At 68.6% G+C, this 17010-nt stretch carries 17 protein-coding genes; 11 read left to right on the top strand and 6 right to left on the bottom strand.

Going from position 1 to position 17010, the window contains the following annotated elements:
- Window positions 1-66: 66 nt before the first annotated feature.
- The 4 genes from BLR21_RS32470 to BLR21_RS32455 are packed head-to-tail and all read left to right on the top strand — an operon-like array spanning window position 67 to window position 4221.
- Window positions 67-981, top strand: a complete 915-nt coding sequence (locus tag BLR21_RS32470; protein ID WP_090012095.1) for a branched-chain amino acid ABC transporter permease — start codon at window positions 67-69, stop codon at window positions 979-981.
- A complete protein-coding gene (locus BLR21_RS32465) occupies window positions 978-2690 on the top strand; it encodes a branched-chain amino acid ABC transporter permease (protein WP_090012093.1) in 1713 nt (570 codons plus the stop codon). Before BLR21_RS32470 ends, BLR21_RS32465 begins: the two co-directional genes overlap by 4 nt.
- The gene (locus BLR21_RS32460) at window positions 2687-3508 is read left to right on the top strand and encodes an ABC transporter ATP-binding protein (RefSeq protein ID WP_090012091.1); all 822 of its coding nucleotides are present in this window, start codon (window positions 2687-2689) and stop codon (window positions 3506-3508) included. The genes BLR21_RS32465 and BLR21_RS32460 overlap by 4 nt, the downstream gene beginning before the upstream one ends.
- On the top strand, window positions 3505-4221 hold the full coding sequence (locus tag BLR21_RS32455) for an ABC transporter ATP-binding protein (RefSeq protein ID WP_090012089.1): 717 nt from the start codon (window positions 3505-3507) through the stop codon (window positions 4219-4221). Before BLR21_RS32460 ends, BLR21_RS32455 begins: the two co-directional genes overlap by 4 nt.
- Window positions 4222-4291: 70 nt before the next feature.
- On the opposite strand, the gene BLR21_RS32450 is transcribed toward BLR21_RS32455, so the two are convergent.
- Window positions 4292-4651, bottom strand: coding sequence for a hotdog fold thioesterase (locus BLR21_RS32450; protein WP_090012088.1), 360 nt, complete (start codon window positions 4649-4651; stop codon window positions 4292-4294).
- Between BLR21_RS32450 and polA the strand changes: the two genes are divergently transcribed.
- The 3 genes from polA to BLR21_RS32435 all read left to right on the top strand — a co-directional run bounded on the left by polA (window position 4644) and on the right by BLR21_RS32435 (window position 9094).
- The gene (gene polA, locus BLR21_RS32445; RefSeq protein WP_090012086.1) at window positions 4644-7430 is read left to right on the top strand and encodes a DNA polymerase I; all 2787 of its coding nucleotides are present in this window, start codon (window positions 4644-4646) and stop codon (window positions 7428-7430) included. The two genes, BLR21_RS32450 and polA, sit on opposite strands and share 8 nt — an antisense overlap.
- Window positions 7431-7559: 129 nt before the next feature.
- On the top strand, window positions 7560-8192 hold the full coding sequence (locus BLR21_RS32440) for a SecDF P1 head subdomain-containing protein (RefSeq protein ID WP_090012084.1): 633 nt from the start codon (window positions 7560-7562) through the stop codon (window positions 8190-8192).
- 98 nt (window positions 8193-8290) lie between these two features.
- Complete coding sequence (locus tag BLR21_RS32435; RefSeq protein ID WP_090012082.1) at window positions 8291-9094, top strand: hypothetical protein; 804 nt, start codon at window positions 8291-8293, stop codon at window positions 9092-9094.
- Here BLR21_RS32435 and BLR21_RS32430 read toward each other — a convergent pair.
- Complete coding sequence (locus BLR21_RS32430) at window positions 9075-10292, bottom strand: aminotransferase class V-fold PLP-dependent enzyme (protein WP_218131033.1); 1218 nt, start codon at window positions 10290-10292, stop codon at window positions 9075-9077. The genes BLR21_RS32435 and BLR21_RS32430 overlap by 20 nt on opposite strands.
- Window positions 10279-10725 (bottom strand): hypothetical protein, encoded by a 447-nt coding sequence (locus tag BLR21_RS32425; RefSeq protein ID WP_090012078.1) that lies wholly within the window; start codon window positions 10723-10725, stop codon window positions 10279-10281. Before BLR21_RS32425 ends, BLR21_RS32430 begins: the two co-directional genes overlap by 14 nt.
- 63 nt (window positions 10726-10788) lie before the next feature.
- Between BLR21_RS32425 and BLR21_RS32420 the strand changes: the two genes are divergently transcribed.
- Window positions 10789-11391, top strand: a complete 603-nt coding sequence (locus BLR21_RS32420; protein WP_256335088.1) for a TetR/AcrR family transcriptional regulator — start codon at window positions 10789-10791, stop codon at window positions 11389-11391.
- Window positions 11392-11414: 23 nt separating this feature from the next.
- Here BLR21_RS32420 and BLR21_RS32415 read toward each other — a convergent pair whose 3' ends face one another.
- Window positions 11415-12875 (bottom strand): alkaline phosphatase family protein, encoded by a 1461-nt coding sequence (locus BLR21_RS32415; protein ID WP_090012075.1) that lies wholly within the window; start codon window positions 12873-12875, stop codon window positions 11415-11417.
- Between the two features lie 86 nt (window positions 12876-12961).
- Window positions 12962-13408, bottom strand: a complete 447-nt coding sequence (locus tag BLR21_RS32410) for a winged helix-turn-helix transcriptional regulator (RefSeq protein ID WP_090012073.1) — start codon at window positions 13406-13408, stop codon at window positions 12962-12964.
- A gap of 77 nt (window positions 13409-13485) precedes the next feature.
- Here BLR21_RS32410 and BLR21_RS32405 point away from each other — a divergent pair, with 77 nt between their 5' ends.
- The 3 genes from BLR21_RS32405 to BLR21_RS32395 all read left to right on the top strand — a co-directional run bounded on the left by BLR21_RS32405 (window position 13486) and on the right by BLR21_RS32395 (window position 16054).
- Complete coding sequence (locus BLR21_RS32405; RefSeq protein WP_090012071.1) at window positions 13486-13998, top strand: GNAT family N-acetyltransferase; 513 nt, start codon at window positions 13486-13488, stop codon at window positions 13996-13998.
- 24 nt (window positions 13999-14022) lie between these two features.
- Window positions 14023-14490, top strand: a complete 468-nt coding sequence (locus tag BLR21_RS32400) for an NlpC/P60 family protein (protein WP_090012069.1) — start codon at window positions 14023-14025, stop codon at window positions 14488-14490.
- 100 nt (window positions 14491-14590) lie between these two features.
- Entirely contained in the window at window positions 14591-16054 is a 1464-nt protein-coding gene (locus BLR21_RS32395) for a DUF8189 domain-containing protein (RefSeq protein WP_143027980.1), read from the top strand.
- Here BLR21_RS32395 and BLR21_RS32390 read toward each other — a convergent pair.
- Entirely contained in the window at window positions 16032-16943 is a 912-nt protein-coding gene (locus BLR21_RS32390; protein WP_090012064.1) for a nucleoside hydrolase, read from the bottom strand. The genes BLR21_RS32395 and BLR21_RS32390 overlap by 23 nt on opposite strands.
- Window positions 16944-17010 lie beyond the last annotated feature (67 nt).

The raw sequence follows: 17010 nt of genomic DNA, 5'->3' as shown, positions 1-17010 counted from the left end.
AAAACTGATTGAGCAACGGCGGGGGCGGGCGTTCTTTGCTCGCCCCCGCCGTCTACGGAGGTAGTCGTGTCAGTCCTGTTCCAACAGCTGGCCAACGGGGTCATTCAGGGTGCGTTGATCGCCCTGATCGCCCTCGGGTACACGATGGTGTACGGCATCATCCAGCTGATCAACTTCGCCCACGGCGAGGTTTTCATGGTGGCCTCGTACGGAGGCCTTGCCACGTTCACGCTTCTTCCTGACGATCTCAAGAAGTCGCCCGCCGTGGCCCTGCCGCTCATGTTCGTCGGCGGCATCGTGGTGGCGGTCATCGTCGCCGTGATCATGGAACGGTTCGCCTACCGGCCGCTGCGCAACGCGCCCCGGCTGGCACCGCTCATCACAGCGCTCGGCGTGTCCGTGTTCCTGCAGGAGGCTGTGCGCGTCTTCTACCCGAACGCCAAGTCCAACCTGCCCTACCCGAAGGTGTTCCCCGAGGGCAACCTCACGATCGGCTCGGTCAACATCTCGTGGACCGGCATCCTGCTCGTCGCGCTCTCGGTGGGTCTCGCCGTCATCCTGCAGACCTACATCAACCGCTCCCGCATGGGACGCGCGATGCGGGCGACCGCGCAGGACCCCGACACCGCGAAGCTCATGGGTGTCAACCCCGACCGCGTGATCGTGCTGACGTTCGTCATCGGCGCCGTTCTCGCCGGTGTCGCGGGCATCATGTTCGGCGGCTACCTGAACAACATCAACATCGACATGGGCTTCCAGAACGGCATCTTCGCCTTCACGGCGGCCGTCCTGGGCGGCGTCGGCAGCATCCGCGGCGCGGTCATCGGCGCGTTCATCATCGGTCTGATCAAGACCGTTGCCGGTCAGTACATGCCGGGCGGCACCCAGTACGACTACGTGTGGATCTTCGTCGTGCTGATCCTCGTGCTCGTCTTCCGCCCGCAGGGTCTGTTCGGTGAGCCGGAAAGGGTGCGCGCATGAGTACGGTCGACACTTCTGCGAAGCGCTCCGCGCTCGCACCCCTCGGCAAGCCTTTCGCGGCCGCCGGCGGCGTTCTCGGCATCGTCGCGGCGTTGCTGCCGTGGGTCACGTTCCCGCTCAACGACGGCAACTGGCCGGACAACTCGACGCTGCAGTACTTCGACGCACCGTTCGGTGTCACCGGGTTCCGCTGGCACGTCCTGGTGCTGGGCATCCTCATCCTGGTCGCGGCGTTCGCGCCGGTTCCGTCCAGGGGCCGCGTCGTCCGGGCGCTCGGCTGGGGCCTCACCCTCGTCTCCTTCGTCAACTGCGCGTACATCACGGTCAAGGGCGGTGGCCTCGGTGCCATCACGGCCCTCGAAGGTGCCACCGCGTTCGGTGGCGTGGTCGGCCTCGTCGCCGGCGTGCTGACGATCCTCGCGGGCTACGGCATCGGCATCGAGCCGGTGGGCGAGTGGAAGTTCAAGATCTCCACCCCGGTCGCGTACCTGGTGCTGCTGCTGTCGTTCGGCGCGGTGCTCTACGCCGTCGCCGCGATGCTGACCACCGGTGGCGTCGGTTCCGCCAACCCGTACGCGGGCGCGATCTTCCTGTCGTTCCTCGGGTTCGCGACCGGTGTGCTCGGCGCGCTGAGCGGCGTCGGCTACGTCCGCTGGCTCTCGGCACTGTCCGAGCAGCACCGCGTGTTCAGCGTGATCGTGCTGGCGGCGTGCGCGCTGCTGCTGCCGTTCACCGAGGCGGGCAACGAGTACTGGATGACCGTCGCCGCGAACATCGGCATCTACGCCGCCACCGCGATCGGCCTGAACATCGTCGTCGGCCTCGCGGGTCTGCTCGACCTCGGGTACGTGGCGTTCATGGGCATCGGTGCCCTCGTGGCAGCGAACTTCTCCGGTGCCGCCACCGCGTACTTCGGCTTCGCCCTGCCGTTCCCCGTCGCCGCCGTGATCGCGGCCGTCGTGGCCGGCATCTTCGGCGCGATCGTCGGTTCGCCGACGCTGCGGGTCCGCGGTGACTACCTGGCGATCGTGACGCTGGCGTTCGGTGAGATCTTCACCCGCTCCGCGCAGAACGACATCGGTGGCTTCACCAACGGCTCCAACGCGATCCCCGGTGTTCCGGCGCTGTCGCTGTTCGGCGCGGAGTTCAACAAGTCGATCTCGATCGGCGCGGTGAAGCTCCCCGCGGGTGTCCTCTACTACGTCCTGATCGTGCTCCTCGTCGCGGCGACGATGGCGGTGTTCGCGAACCTCAAGTTCAGCCGCATCGGCCGTGCGTGGATCGCGATCCGCGAGGACGAGGACGCTGCCCGCGCGATGGGCATCCGCACCGGCAAGATGAAGATCCTCGCGTTCCTCATCGGTGCCATGCTCGCGGGTCTCGCGGGCGCGGTGTTCGCGCACAAGAACGGCACCGTCTCGTACGAGTCGTTCAAGTTCCTCGAGTCGGTCACGCTCCTCGCGGCGGTCATCCTCGGCGGCATGGGCTCTATCCCCGGCGCCGTTCTCGGTGCCGCGCTGCTGTTCGTGCTGCCCGAGAAGCTCCGCGACTTCGAGGACTACCGCCTCATGATCTTCGGCCTCGCGCTGGTCCTGATCATGCGGTTCCGGCCGGTCGGCCTGATCCCCGATGCGCACAGGCGCGCTGAGATGGTCGAACGCGCCGACGAGAATGCCGAAGAGGCGCATGTGGAGGCGAAGAAAGCATGAGCACTCCGGTATTGGAGGCGCGTGACGTCTCGATGGTCTTCGGTGGCCTCAAGGCGTTGAAGGGCGTCACCCTGACGCTCGAAGAAGGCAAGATCGTCGGTCTGATCGGTCCGAACGGCGCGGGGAAGACGACGTTCTTCAACTGCCTGACGGGTCTGTACACGCCGACCACCGGCGAGGTGTTGCTCAAGGGCAACGTCCTGCACGGCGACCCGGCGAAGGTGACGGCCGCGGGCTTGGCCCGCACGTTCCAGAACATCCGCCTGTTCCCCAGCATGACCGTGCTGGAGAACGTCATGGTCGGCCGCCACGTGCGGATGAAGCAGGGCCCGCTGGCCTCGCTGTTCCACGGCCCGGCGTACCAGCGCGGTGAGAAGGCCGCTCGCGAGCGGTCGCGGGAGCTGCTCGCGTTCGTCGGCCTGAACGGCGTCGATGACGAGCTCTCGCGCAACCTCCCGTACGGCGACCAGCGCCGTCTGGAGATCGCGCGCGCGTTGGCGACGGACCCGGCGGTGCTGCTGCTGGACGAGCCCACCGCGGGCATGAACCCGCAGGAGACGGAAGCGACGCAGCAGCTGATCTTCCGCATCCGCGACACGGGTGTGTCCGTCGTGGTCATCGAGCACGACATCAAGTTCATCTTCGGGCTGTGCGACTCGGTTTCCGTGCTCGTGCAGGGCGAACTGCTCGTCGAGGGCAGCCCCGAGGTCGTGCGGGCGGACCCGCGGGTGATCGAGGCCTACCTCGGCAAGCCCCCGGAGGAAGTCCAGCACGACGTCGAGGCCGCCGCTGCTTCTGTTGAGGAGGAGCAGGCATGACCGCGCTGCTCGAAGTCCGCAACCTCTCCGTCTCGTACGGCGCGATCGAGGCCGTCCGCGACATCTCGTTCACCGTCGAGGCCGGCCAGATCGTGTCGCTGATCGGCTCGAACGGTGCGGGCAAGACCACGACCCTGCGCACCATCTCGGGTCTGTTGCGGCCGACGTCCGGCTCGATCCGGTTCCAGGGCAAGGAAATCCACCACGACCCGGCGCACGCGATCCTCGGAGAGGGCATCGCCCACTGCCCCGAGGGCCGCCGGCTCTTCCCGCGGATGACCGTGGAGGAGAACCTGCAGCTCGGTGCCTACGTCCGCAAGGACGACGGCGTCGAGGCCGACATCCAGCGCGTGTACGACCTCTTCCCCGTGCTGGGGGAGCGGCGGCAGAACAAGGCCGGGCTCTTCTCCGGTGGTGAGCAGCAGATGCTGGCCATCGGCCGCGCGATGATGTCGAAGCCCCGTCTGCTGATGCTCGACGAGCCCTCGATGGGTCTCTCGCCGATCATGACGCAGAAGATCTTCGACACCATCAAGGAGCTGCAGTCGCTCGGCACCACCATCCTCCTGGTGGAGCAGAACGCCCTTGCCGCGCTGGCGTTGTCGGACCACGGGTACGTGATCGACCTCGGCAGGACCACTCTGGACGGTCCGGGGCACTCGCTCCTGGCCGACCAGCGGGTGCGCGACGCGTACCTGGGTGAGGCTCACTGAGGTTCGGCTGGTGGGAGCGGGGCGGAGGGAATTTCCCTCCGCCCCGCTTTCGTTCGTGTGATGGCAGTGCTCAGGCGCCCGGAGGCTTCGGGCGGATGAGGCACGTGAGGCGTGCGGTGCAGGTGCGCTTGCCGTCTTCGTCGGTCATGACGATCTCGTACGTCGTCGTGCTGCGGCCCAGGTGGATCGGGCGCGCCACGCCGGTGACGGTGCCCTCGCGCGCCGCTCGGTGGTGGGTGCAGGACAGCTCGAGTCCGACGGCGATGCAGTCGAACTGGGAGGCGTGCATCGCGGACGCGACGGAGCCCAGCTGTTCGGCGAGCACCGCGTTCGCGCCGCCGTGCAGCAGGCCGAACGGCTGGCGGTTGCCCTTGACCGGCATCGTGCCGATCATCTCCTGAACATCCCATTGGGTGATTTCGATGCCCATCCGTACGTGCAGTTGCTCGTCGGCGAACTCGATAGGCAGGTCCGGGGTCACACGGGCTCCAAGGGCTCAAGCAAAACTGTCAGACCCCCACCCTAGACTCGGGCCCGTGACTACCTCAGACGTGAAGCGGCTCCTGCTCATCGACGGTCACTCGATGGCCTACCGAGCGTTCTACGCCCTGCCCGCCGAGAACTTCGTGACGAAGACGGGCCAGGTCACGAACGCCGTGTACGGCTTCACGTCCATGTTGATCAACATCCTGCGCGACGAGAAGCCGACGCACGTCGCGGTGGCGTTCGACGTCTCGCGCAAGACCTTCCGCTCCGAGCAGTACCCCGAGTACAAGGCCGGTCGCACGAAGACGCCGGACGAGTTCCGCAGCCAGGTCTCCCTGATCAAGGACGTGCTGGCCACGCTGGCCATCCCGACCATGGAGAAGGAGAACTACGAGGCGGACGACATCATCGCGACGCTGACCACGCAGGCCGTGGCGCAGGGCGTCGAGGTGGAGATCGTCACCGGCGACCGGGACGCGTTCCAGCTGGTCAACGACCAGGTCACGGTGCTGTACCCGGTCAAGGGCGTCTCGGAGATGGGCCGCTTCACCCCGGCCTACGTCGAGGAGAAGCACGGCGTGCGCCCGGACCAGTACGCGGACTACGCGGCGGTGCGCGGCGACTCCTCGGACAACCTGCCGAACACCCCCGGCGTCGGCCCGAAGACGATCATCAAGCTGCTCAACCAGTTCGGCGGCCTCAACGAGCTCGTCGACCGCATCGACGAGGTGCCCGGCAAGGTCGGCGAGGCTCTGCGCGGCAACCTGGCGAACATCATCATGAACCGCCAGCTCACCGAGCTGATCAAGGACGTCGAGCTGCCGTACACGATCGACGGTCTCGTGGTGCAGCAGTGGGACCGCGACGCGGTGCACCGCCTGTTCGACGAGCTGGAGTTCCGCGTCCTGCGCGACCGTCTTTTCCAGACGCTGACGACCGCCGAGCCCGAGGCCGAGGAGGGCTTCGAGGTCTCCGGCGGCGCGATCCCCGCGGGCACGCTCGCGAAGTGGCTGGACCAGCACGCCCGCAACACGCGGGTCGGCGTCGCGCTGCGCATCACGACCGACCTGGAGGGCGTCGCGCTGTGCACGGCCACCGGTGAGGGCGGGTACGTCGCCGTCGAGGAGCTGAACGAGGCCGACGAGCAGGCGCTCGCCGCGTGGCTGGCCGACGAGTCGGTGTCCAAGGCGGGCCACGACCTTAAGCTGCCGTTGCGCCGCGTGCGCGCCCGCGGCTGGAAGCTGCGCGGCCTGTCCTCCGACACGGCGCTGGCCGCCTACCTGGTGCGTCCCGGCCAGCGGTCGTTCGCCCTGGACGACCTGGCGCTGCGCTACCTCAAGCGCGAGCTGCGCGCCGAGGAGTCCGGCGACGGCCAGCTGTCGCTGCTCTCCGACGAGTCCGAGGAAGCCCAGAAGGTCGCCACCAGCACGATCCTGCGCGCGCGTGCCGTCGCCGAGCTCGCCGACCGCCTCGACGAGGAACTGGTCACGATCGGCGGCACCGACCTGCTCGCGAACCTCGAACTGCCGCTGATGAACGTGCTCGACGAGGTCGAGGCGGTCGGCATCGCGATCGACGTCGAGCACCTCTCGGAGCTGGAGGCGCACTTCGCGGCCGGCGTGAAGCAGGCGGCGCAGGACGCGTACTCGGTCATCGGCAAGGAGATCAACCTCGGCAGCCCGAAGCAGCTGCAGACGGTCCTCTTCGACGAGCTGAACATGCCGAAGACGAAGAAGACCAAGACCGGCTACACCACGGACGCGGACGCGCTGCAGAACCTGTTCGAGCAGACCGAGCACCCGTTCCTGCAGCACCTGCTCTCGCACCGCGACGTCACGCGCCTGAAGTCCACTGTGGACGGCCTGCTGAAGTCGGTGGCCGACGACGGCCGCATCCACACGACGTTCCACCAGACGATCGCCGCCACCGGCCGGCTGTCCTCGACGGACCCGAACCTGCAGAACATCCCGATCCGCACGGACGAGGGCCGCCGCATCCGCCAGGCGTTCGTCGTCGGCGAGGGCTACGCGGAGCTGATGACCGCGGACTACAGCCAGATCGAGATGCGCATCATGGCGACGCTGTCCGGCGACGAGGGCCTGATCGCGGCGTTCAACAGCGGCGAGGACCTGCACACCTACGTGGCGTCGCAGGCGTTCTCGATCCCCACCGCCGAGGTGACGGGGGAGATGCGCCGCCGCATCAAGGCGATGTCGTACGGCCTCGCGTACGGCCTGTCGGTGTTCGGTCTGTCGCAGCAGCTGCGCATCCCGACCGAAGAGGCCCGCGAGCAGATGGAGGCGTACTTCTCCCGCTTCGGCGGCGTGCGCGACTACCTCAACGAGATCGTGAAGAAGGCCGGCAAGGACGGCTACACCGAGACCGTTCTCGGCCGCCGCCGCTACCTGCCGGACCTGACGTCGGACAACCGCCAGCGTCGCGAGATGGCCGAGCGCATGGCCCTCAACGCGCCGATCCAGGGCAGCGCCGCGGACATCATCAAGGTGGCCATGCTGGGCGTCTACCGCGCGCTGGAGTCGTCCGGCCTGCGCTCGAGGATGCTGCTGCAGGTCCACGACGAACTGGTGCTGGAGGTGGCCGAGGGCGAGCGCGAGGCCGTCGAGGCACTGGTGCGCGACCAGATGGGCAACGCCTACCAGCTGCTGGTGCCGCTGGAGGTCTCGGTCGGCGTGGGCCGTTCCTGGGACGACGCCGCCCACTAGGGCTCGCCGAGGCACTTCAACCTTCCGGGCAGGCAGCCAAGATCGCCGCGCGGGTGCGGACGGGGCAGAACGGCTGATGGCGCTCTGATTCGCCTGCTGCGGGCGGTGGCCGCGTGGTAAGTCAACGGCATGAAGATCCTTGCCGTGGTGGTGCTGCTCCTCGCCGTCGCCGCCTGCACGACCACCCCGCAGGGCGAGCCGAAGCGGGAAGCGTGGCTCACGGGCAAGCTGACCTTCCGCAAGGTGCAGAGCGTCACGCCGGCCTCCACGCCGTCGTCCGGTTACCCCGTGCCCCAGAATGAAGCCGGCGACCCGGCGGTCCAGACGGCGCGGGCGACCCGGCAGAGCACGGACGCCACCGTCCGCGAGCAGGCGCTCGGCACGTTGGACTGCGGTGCCCCGGACCCGCTGACCGGCAACGACGACGCGGCCGCCCCGCTGGTGACGTGCGACGCCGACGGGTTCAAGTACGACCTCGGCCCGGTCTTCCTCGACGGTGACCGCGTCGTCAAGGCGAAGGCCAGTCCCAGCGAGTACGGCACCGGCCACGTGGTGACGGCCGAGTTCGACGCCGAGGGCGCACGGACCTGGAGCGACTTCACGACCGCCAACGTGGGGAACCAGGTCGCGATCCTGATCAACGGACGGGTGCTCAGCGCACCCGGCATCCAGTCGCCGATCACCGGTGGCGCCACTCAGATCACCGGCAGGTTCACCGCGGACGAGGCCGATCAGCTCGCGAGGCAACTGGTCGGCCGATGATCCGGACCACGACGCCGTGTACGGACCGGCGGGAAGGACTGAACCGAGCCATCTGAGACGTACGTGTGGTGGGTGTCCGCAGTGAGGGGTGACCCGCGATGTCGTACCAGGTTGGGCTCGATCTCGGATCCGCACATACCACCGTCGCCACCGGCAGTGGCGTCACGACCCACGGCCGGCGTCACCAGGCGGCCGCCAGGGAGATCGCGAACGTCCTCGACGACCTCACGCATCGGCACGGGGAGCCGCCGAGCCGCGTCGCGATGGCGCATCCCCTGTGCTGGCCGCACGAGCATCTTGAGCAGTTGCGTCAGGACCTCATCAACGAAGGGCGTGCGGACGTGTTGTTCGTGCCCGCGCCGCACGCCGTCGCCATCGCGTTCGACGCTGATGTGCAGATGCCTGAGCACAGCACGGTGGCGGTGTTCGACTTCGGTGCCTCCGGATGCGACGTCACGGTGCTGCGCAAGCAAGGTGTGTTGCCGGCCGGGCGGCTGGAACGCGTGGCGAGCAGCGCGGGGCTGTGCCTGCCCGACGTCGTCCTGCTCGTGGGTGGGTCGTCACGGATTCCGTTGGAGATTGCGGAACGCCTGCGCGTTCCGGTGTTGAGGGCTCCGGACGGTGCGGCCGCGACGGGTGCCTACCTCGAAGCCAGACAGCTGGAACCCGACCCCGTCGAGCAGTCCACCGTCGAGATGCCCGTGCCGCGCCAGGAAGAGCAGAAGAAGCGGATTCCGACCACGCCGTTCATCGCGGCGGGACTGCTCGGGCTCGTTCTCGGAGGAGGTTGGTTCGCGCACGAGGCGATGAACCAGCCACAGGTGAGGACGGAGAACACCAGCGTGCAGCTCGAACCGCCGGGAACGGCCGAACTGCCCCGCATCACCGAGCCAGGGCGCTGATCTCCCGCACCGTCCGGTCGATCTCCTCCGGTGTGTTGAGGATCGACGTGCCGACTCGCGCGTACGGGATCCGGTAGGACGCCGTCGTGATCTGGATCTGCTTGCGCGCCAGCAGTCCCACGACCTCGGGGCCGCTGTGCCCGGTGACGTCGAAGCACACCATGCCCGCGGACGTCGCCGGGTCGCGTGGCGTGTGCACGACGACGCCGGGGATCTCGGCCAGCCCGTCGGAGAACCGCCCGGACAGTTCGGCGATCCGGGCCGCCACGCGGTCGCGGCCGAGGCGTTGGTGGAACCGCACCGCCGCCTGCACCCCGAAGTACTGCTCGAACGCGTGGAAGCCGCCGGGCCCGAGCAACGCCGTCTCGCTGCGGTCGCTCAGGCTCGGCAGCATCGGCACGATCTCGCCGCGCACCTCGGGATTCACCCACACCATGCCGGTGCCACGCGGCCCGAACAGCCACTTGTGCGTGCCGGCGACGAACACGTCCGCGCCCATGCGCGCCGCGTCGTCGTGCACGGCCGCCAGTCCGTGCACGCCGTCTACGACGAGGAGACAGCGGTCTTCCTGTTTGCGGCCCTTGTTGGCCTCGGCCACGACCTGCGCGCAGGCTCGCACCGGCATGCGCAGGCCCGTGCTCGACTGCACCCACGTGATGCCGACGGCACGGGTCTGCGGCGTGATCGAGTTCCGCAGCCGGGTCGCGATCTCGTCCTCGGTGGCCTTCGCCGGGTTCTCGTAGAGCGTGCCGACCCGGACCTTCGCGCCCACCCGCCCCGCCGCGAGCCTGGCCGCCTGCTGGTGCCACGCGTGGTCCTGGTCGCTGAGCAGCAACTCCTGGTCCGGGCGCAGTTTGAGGCCGCCGTAGACGATCGAGAGACCCATGGTCGTGTTGGGCACGAACGCGATGTCGTCCGCGGCGCCACCGACGTACTGCCCGAGCGCGACGGCGACCTCCTGCGCCTGCTCGGGCATCAGGTCGTGCGAGTTGGCGTCGAGCCTGCGCTTGAACTCCTCGACCGCGTCCCTCACCTCGCGCGGGTTCGACGCGAGGTAGAAGAGCCCCAGGTTGGTCAGATCCGGGTCCAGCCGGAACTCGCGGCGCACGGCGCCCCAGTCCGCTCCCTGTGCGGCTGACGACGCGGTCGGTGCGACGGCGAGCAGCCCTGCCCCCACGAGGAAGTCACGACGTTCCATGCCTGCCATTGGACACCCGTTCCGGTGCGAACGGCAGGCCGGTGTTCAACGCCTTCACGCCCACGGCGCACAGCTCGCCGAGCATGCTCACGCCGATGGAGAGCTGCGTCGGCGCGTGGTGGTCGAGCAGCAGCAGGAAGCCGAAGCTCGTGCCGATCGACGCCACCCACACGAGCAAGGTCCACGGCGTGTACCGCTGCCACAGGTGGCCGTCGCGTTCGAACAGCTTGATCGTCATCCCCCGGATCGCCCCGAACGCGAAGCCGGCGGCGAGCGGGAGCAGATAGACCAGATGGAACTCGTCGACCGCACGGATGCCGAAGAACAACAGGAACGCGGGCGGCGCCAGCAGGTCCCTGGCGTTGAGCGGTTCTCCCCGGAACCGGCGTACGAGCACGTACAGCACACCGGCCGCGATCAGCAGATATGTCATTGCTTCCCCCTATGTAGCATGACCCTGCTACTTAAACTAGCAGGGTCATGCTACAAACGGGAGGTGTCACCGAGAGTCGTGGATCCCGCCGCCCGCCGCCAAGCCGTCGCCGAGGCGGTGTTCCGCGTGGTCGTGCGGGACGGCGTCGAACAGGCCTCGCTGCGCAACGTGGCGGTGGAGGCGGGCCTCGCGATCGGCTCGATCCGCCACTACTTCGACAGCCACGACGACATGATCATCTTCGCTGTCGAGGCCCTCATCCACTCGACGGAACAGCGCGTCTTCGCCCACGTGCGGCGGTTGCCGGACCGCACCGACCCGCGCCGGCCGGCCGAACGCGTGCTCTCCGAGGTACTCCCGCTCGACGACCGCCGCCGCGACGAAGCCGTGCTGTGGCTGGCCTTCGTCACCGCCGCGCGCACCCGGCCGTCGCTCGTGCCGCACGCCGAGCGGCTCTACGACGGCCTGCGCATGCTCTGCCGCCGCGCGCTGACCGTGATGACCGAGGCCGGGACCATCGGGGCCACGCACGACGTCGACCTGGAGGCCGAACGGCTGGCGTCGCTGCTCAACGGCATCACCCTCGACGGGGTGCTGCACCCGGACCGGATGACACGGGAGCTCACGGTGTCGTTGCTGCGCAGGCACCTCGACTCGCTGCGGTAGCCTCCACGACCCACACCGCCGGATCAGGACAGGCGAGGCGCGTCGACGGCCCAGTACCAGTTGTTGCCGGCGTCGAAGAGGCGCCAGGAGACGCGCGCCGTGCGGGCACCCGCCGGGACGGTCACGGTCAGCGAGACCTGCTGGGCGAGACCGTCCGTGTTGTGGGTGCGGACGACCTGCTCGGGGCCGCCGTCGAACGACACGCTGACCGTGCCGCGCTGCGTGCCCTCCTGCAGGTAGTGCGAGAAGTAGCCGACCTTGAGGCTCGGCCTGCCCGTCACGTCGTGGGCGGGCGAGGTCAGCGTCGAGTCGAACTTGCCGCGCGCGGAAGGCGAACCCTTGTCGTCCCACTCGTCGGGGTCGGCGACGGCGAAGACGCCACGTGCGCGCACGTTCGCCTCACGCGATTGAGAGGGCGCGGTGCGGGTCCAGAAGTCGTCGGTGGTGAACGACCAGCCCTGCCACTCCGCGACGCCCTGCGGCATCGACGAGGCGGTGGTCACGGTCCAGCCCGCCGGACCCTGGTGTGTCCAGCCGAGAACCGAAGCGGGCACGCCGGTCTCGTCCTGCCGTGGCTTCAGCGTCACCGAGTCGAACGGGTCGACCGGCGCGGTGCCGAGCGCGTAGCCGTCGAGCGACGCCGGGACGTTGAGGTGCTGCAGCGCGGACGCTGCCACGTCGACCAGTTTCGGTGCCACGGCGGGGCGCGCCGGGCCGGTGGAGATCACGAACGTCATCCGCTCCTCGGGTGAGTCACCGCCGTGGCCGCCCGCCGCCGTGTGGCCGTGGTCAGTGGTGATCATGATCAGCCAGTCCTCGGAGGCGTACGACGGCCGTGCCTCGACGGCCTTGACCAGACGGCCGATCTGCGCGTCGTTGGTGCGCATGGCCGCGGCGTACTGGGAGGAGTCGGCGCCGCTGTTGTGGCCCGCGATGTCGATCTGGCCGAGGTAGACGAACGACGCGTCGGCGGCGTCGGTCCTCAGGTGCCGCTCGGCGTCGACGGTGATCTTCTCGTCCGAGCCGGTGTAGCCCGCCGCGTCACCGTCGAGCACGTACTTGCGGTCCTGGCCGGTGCGCAGGACGTGGTCGCTGATCGGCTTCCAGTCCACCGCCGCGTACGTCGACAGGGCCGGGTTCGCGGTGTTCGCGCGCTCCAGCCAGCTCGGGTACGACGTGAGGGCGTTGCCGGCGAAGGAGTTGTCCTTCACCTTGTGCTTGTCCGGCCAGACGCCGGTGAGGATCGTCGACCAGCCGGGGCCGCTGGAGGTCTGGGCCATGCCCGACCCGTACAGCGCGCTGCGGGCGCCGTAGCCGCGGTTCAGCAGCGCCTTGATGTTGGGGTTGTCACCGCTGACCAGCTTGTCGTAGCGGGCGCCGTCGAGCCCGATCACGAGCACCTTCGGCGTCTTCGCCGGTGCCGCGACAGCAGCCGGGGTCACCAGCAGGAGGGGCAGCAGTACCGCAAGAGCAGCTCTTGTCATGACAGGAACACTCGCTGCCTGCAACCGTATTCAGCAATGGTGTGGATCTCGAGTTCACCTGGGATTCGGCAGTTGTCAGTACAAGTTCACCGCTTGGCCGTGACCTGCACGTCGCGGGCGGTCAGTTCGGCGGCGCACTCGGTGCACTCGACCTTCGCCCGCACGTCTCCGCCGCAGTCGCGGTGGTGCAGGTGGAACGACTCCTCTTCTTCTGGAGCCATCCACTTCTCGCCCCACGTCCGCAGAGCCATCAGCACGGGGTAGAGGTCGCGCCCCTTCTCCGTGAGGCGGTACTCGTGCCGTGTGCGGCCATCCTCGTGATAGGGCACGCGCTTGAGCACGTTCTCCTGCAGCAGCACGTTCAGCCGATCGGTCAGGACGCTCCGCGAGATGTCCATCGTCGCCTGGAAGTCCTCGAAGCGGCGGGTGCCCAGGAAGATCTGGCGGAGCAGCAGCAGCGTCCAGCGCTCGCCCAGCAGCGCCGCGGGGCGGCTCAGCGTGCAGGGCATGCTCGCGAAACTCGAGTACGGCATGAGTCAAGGATATCCCTTGCGTTCGATTTTCGAACTCAGCTACAGTTCGGATTCCGAACTCAGAGGGGTCGATCCTCATGCGCGTCACCGAGCTCAACCGCGACACCGCGCCGGAAGCTGTCGACGCGGTGTTCGCAGGACTGTCCGCGCGAAGCCGCTACCTGCGGTTCCACTCGCCGACGCCGAGGCTGACCGCGTCCGCGCGCCGAGTGCTGACCGACGTGGACGGCGAACGGCACGCGGCCGTGTGCGCGACGGTCGGCGGTGAGCCGATCGGCATCGCGAGGGTCATCAGGACCGGCGAGTGCGGTGCGGAGATCGCGGTCGCCGTGATCGACCTGTGGCAGCGCCGTGGCGTCGGCCGTCTCCTGCTGGAGGAACTGACGTCGATCGCGGCCCGGATGGGCGTCGCCGAACTGCACGGCAACGTCCTGCCCGACAACCACGCGATGCTCGCGCTGGTGCGCAGGGTGCTGCCCGGCGTGCGGCTGACCAGGGAGATCGACACGATCGAACTGAGCTACCCGCTCGCCTGGGTCACCGCCGAGATCAGTGACGCCGACCTTGTAGAGAGTTTGCAGGGAACTTAGAGATCAGGTCCCGACCATGTCCGCGTGACCACCGCTCGTGCCGCCGGCCGCCTGATCCGCCGCTCCGAGATCATGGAGCGCGCGTGTTCCTGGCTGCGCGACTCGGTCCCGTACAGCCAGAAGAGGTTCCATCAGAACGAACACGGCATCTACCGCGCCGACTGCTCGGGGTTCGTGTCGATGGCGTGGGGGCTGCCCGGCAAACCGGACGACCGGCACGGCGGGTTCGACACCCCGGCCCTGGTCTCGGTGAGCGGCCTGATCCCCGCGCGCGAACTGCGGCCGGGCGACGTCGTCATCCGCGCGGACGGCACCAACCTGACGCGGCACGTGGTGATCTTCGCGTCGTGGGCGGAGGAGCCCGGACGGTACTGGGCCTACGAGCAAGCCGGTGGATACAGCACACGCTTGCGCGCCCTCGCCTATCCCTATGAGACCGAAGCGGAGCTGTACGTGCCTCGCCGGTATCTGAGCGTGCTCGACGAGGCGTGACGATCATCCACCCGGGTGCCCGCGCGTTCACGGTTGACCGTCGGAAGACAGGACGTTCGACCGGACCAAAACTTCACATCGCCTTGCTACGGTGACCCGCATGAGATCGTGGGGGATGTTGGCGGTCGCCGCGGCGGCCATCACGTTCGGCTCGACGCTGGCCATGCCTGATGTCGCGGTCGCCGCTGCCGAGGACGGGGTGGTCTGCGGGACGTACGAGGCCAACTCCAAGATCACGCGCAGCGAGATCCTGGCGCGCTCCCGGACGTGGATCAGCGCCCGTGTGCCGTACAGCCAGAGCGACTGCTTCGGCAACAAGTACGGCGCCTACCGCACCGACTGCTCCGGCTTCGTCTCCATGGCCTGGGGCCTGCGCATCTCCTACACCACGCACATCCTCGAGCAGGTCGCGCACCGCATCGACTGGAAGGACCTCCGTCCCGGCGACGCGCTCAACGACCGCGAGAACCACGTCGCGCTGTTCATCGGCTGGGCGGACGCGGCCAAGACGCGGCCCATCGTGCGCGAGCAGGCCGGGCCGGACGGCAGCAGGCCCGTGCAGCGCGTGTGGAGTGCCGGCACGGCTCGCAAGTACGTGCCCCTGCGCTACAACAACATTCTCGAAGCCGGTAGCGCCGGCAGCGAGACGCCGGTGACGGACAAGCTCGTCGTCAGCGCCGGCCCGCAGATCTCGAACACCGGCCAGCAGCAGCTCGAGATCTTCGCGCGCGCCGCCGACGGCACGATCGTCACGAACTTCCACAAGACGAGCCGCTGGAACGGCTGGCAGCAGCTCGGGCCCGAGCTCTTCGCCGGCGAGCCGGTCGCGCTGATGAACCCGCAGACGAAGATCGTCGAGGTGTTCGCGCGCGGTACGGACGACAGGATCTACCGCCGCGTCGACGGCAGGTGGCTCGCGCTCGGCGACACGGCCGTCGCGGGTGAGCCGACGCTGTTCTGGAACGACAAGACAAAGGCCGTCGAGGTCCTCGCCCGCGGCGCGGACGGCTTCCTGCTCCGCTTCACCGACAGGTGGGCGCCGGTCGGCGACCGCAGGATCGAGGGCAACCCGGCCGTCGCCGACAAGGACGTCTACGCGCGTTCCGCCGACGGCAAGCTCGTGAAGTGGGACGGCAGCACCTGGGCGGACCAGGGCGACAAGAAGATCGTCAGCGACCCGAGCGTCGCCGTCGACCAGGTCTTCGTGCGCACGGAGTCCGGCAGCGTCGAGCAGTACGGGGCGGGCGTCTGGAAGTCGTTGGGCGGCAAGGGCACCGGCGCGCCGTCGGCGGTCTTCAACTCCACGACCGGGTCCATCGACGTCGTGCAGCTCGGTGAGGGCGGCATCGTCGAGCACTCCCGCGCGACCGACGGCGGCTGGACCACGTGGGCCAGGCTCGGCACCACCAAGGTCGCCGAGGCGCCGACCGCGATGTACCACGCGCAGACGAAGACCGTGGAGGTCTTCGCCCGCACCGACGACGGCAAGCTGATCCGCCGCTTCTACAAGGAGAAGGCGGGCTGGAGCCAGTGGGCCAAGCTCAGCGACAAGACAGTGTCCTGAGAGCCTCGACGACGAGATCGAAGAACCGGTCCACGTCCAGCCCGACGGCCACCTGCGCGTTCGGCTCCCGGCCGAGCCGGCCGTGCAGGTCCACGACCGTCGCGCCGCGCGTGAACGTCCCCGTGGTCTCGATCCCGACGAACGCCTCGACGCAGGTCACCAGCGTCGGATCGATCACCCGCGCCACCGCCACCGGGTCGTGCAGCGGTGGCGCGGCGAACCCGAACACGTCGCGGTAGGTCGCCGCGAAGAACGTCATCAGCTCCCCGCACGTCCGCCCGAGCGGCCCCAGGGCGTTCAACTGAGCCACGATGTCCGGCGTGACCAACGCCTGGTGCGTCACGTTCAGCCCGATCATCGTGATCGGCACGCCGCTGCCGAAGACGATCGCGGCCGCCTCCGGGTCGACGTAGATGTTGAACTCCGCGTACGGCGTGGTGTTGCCGCGCTCGGTCGACCCGCCCATGAGCACGATCTCGCGCACCGCGGCAGGCCCGTACCGCCGCAGGTACATCGCCACGTTCGTCAGCGCGCCGGTGGCCACCAGGGTCGCCGGCATGTGGGCGTGCATCACTTCGATCGCGTGTTCCTCCACCACTCCGACGGTCAGCGGGCCGAACGCCGGACCGTCCATTCCGGACTCCCCGTGGATGTCCTCCGCCACGTACAGCGGTCGCACCAGCGGTTGTGCGCACCCGCGCGCGATCGGCACCGAGATACCGGCGGCGGAGCAGATCCGCTGGGCGTTCGCGGTGACCTTCTCCAGCGTCTGGTTCGCGGCCACGGTGGTGATCGCGCGCAGGTCGATCTCGGGTGAGCCGGCCGCGAGCAGGATCGCGATCGCGTCGTCGTGGCCGGGGTCGCAGTCGAGCACCACAGGAGTCGGCATGACCTCATCTTGACGAGGTCGGGGCGCGTGCCGCTAGCGTGGAGAAAACGTTTTCAGCGGAGGTCGG

The sequence above is a fragment of the Lentzea albidocapillata subsp. violacea genome (genome assembly GCF_900100275.1).
Taxonomy (GTDB): Bacteria; Actinomycetota; Actinomycetes; order Mycobacteriales; family Pseudonocardiaceae; genus Lentzea; species Lentzea violacea.
The sequence above is the reverse complement of the archived record's forward strand: the minus strand, read 5'-3'. Positions and strand labels throughout refer to the sequence as shown.

Excerpts from the sequence above, each read along its gene's own strand:
- BLR21_RS32415 (WP_090012075.1), bottom strand. The coding sequence starts at position 12,875 with ATGACAAGAGCTGCTCTTGCGGTACTGCTGCCCCTCCTGCTGGTGACC.
- BLR21_RS32395 (WP_143027980.1), top strand. The coding sequence starts at position 14,591 with ATGAGATCGTGGGGGATGTTGGCGGTCGCCGCGGCGGCCATCACGTTC.
- polA (WP_090012086.1), top strand. The coding sequence starts at position 4,644 with ATGCCCATCCGTACGTGCAGTTGCTCGTCGGCGAACTCGATAGGCAGG.
- BLR21_RS32405 (WP_090012071.1), top strand. The coding sequence starts at position 13,486 with ATGCGCGTCACCGAGCTCAACCGCGACACCGCGCCGGAAGCTGTCGAC.
- BLR21_RS32440 (WP_090012084.1), top strand. The coding sequence starts at position 7,560 with ATGAAGATCCTTGCCGTGGTGGTGCTGCTCCTCGCCGTCGCCGCCTGC.
- BLR21_RS32390 (WP_090012064.1), bottom strand. The coding sequence starts at position 16,943 with ATGCCGACTCCTGTGGTGCTCGACTGCGACCCCGGCCACGACGACGCG.
- BLR21_RS32435 (WP_090012082.1), top strand. The coding sequence starts at position 8,291 with ATGTCGTACCAGGTTGGGCTCGATCTCGGATCCGCACATACCACCGTC.
- BLR21_RS32430 (WP_218131033.1), bottom strand. The coding sequence starts at position 10,292 with ATGGAACGTCGTGACTTCCTCGTGGGGGCAGGGCTGCTCGCCGTCGCA.
- BLR21_RS32460 (WP_090012091.1), top strand. The coding sequence starts at position 2,687 with ATGAGCACTCCGGTATTGGAGGCGCGTGACGTCTCGATGGTCTTCGGT.
- BLR21_RS32425 (WP_090012078.1), bottom strand. The coding sequence starts at position 10,725 with ATGACATATCTGCTGATCGCGGCCGGTGTGCTGTACGTGCTCGTACGC.
- BLR21_RS32410 (WP_090012073.1), bottom strand. The coding sequence starts at position 13,408 with ATGCCGTACTCGAGTTTCGCGAGCATGCCCTGCACGCTGAGCCGCCCC.
- BLR21_RS32465 (WP_090012093.1), top strand. The coding sequence starts at position 978 with ATGAGTACGGTCGACACTTCTGCGAAGCGCTCCGCGCTCGCACCCCTC.
- BLR21_RS32450 (WP_090012088.1), bottom strand. The coding sequence starts at position 4,651 with ATGGGCATCGAAATCACCCAATGGGATGTTCAGGAGATGATCGGCACG.
- BLR21_RS32455 (WP_090012089.1), top strand. The coding sequence starts at position 3,505 with ATGACCGCGCTGCTCGAAGTCCGCAACCTCTCCGTCTCGTACGGCGCG.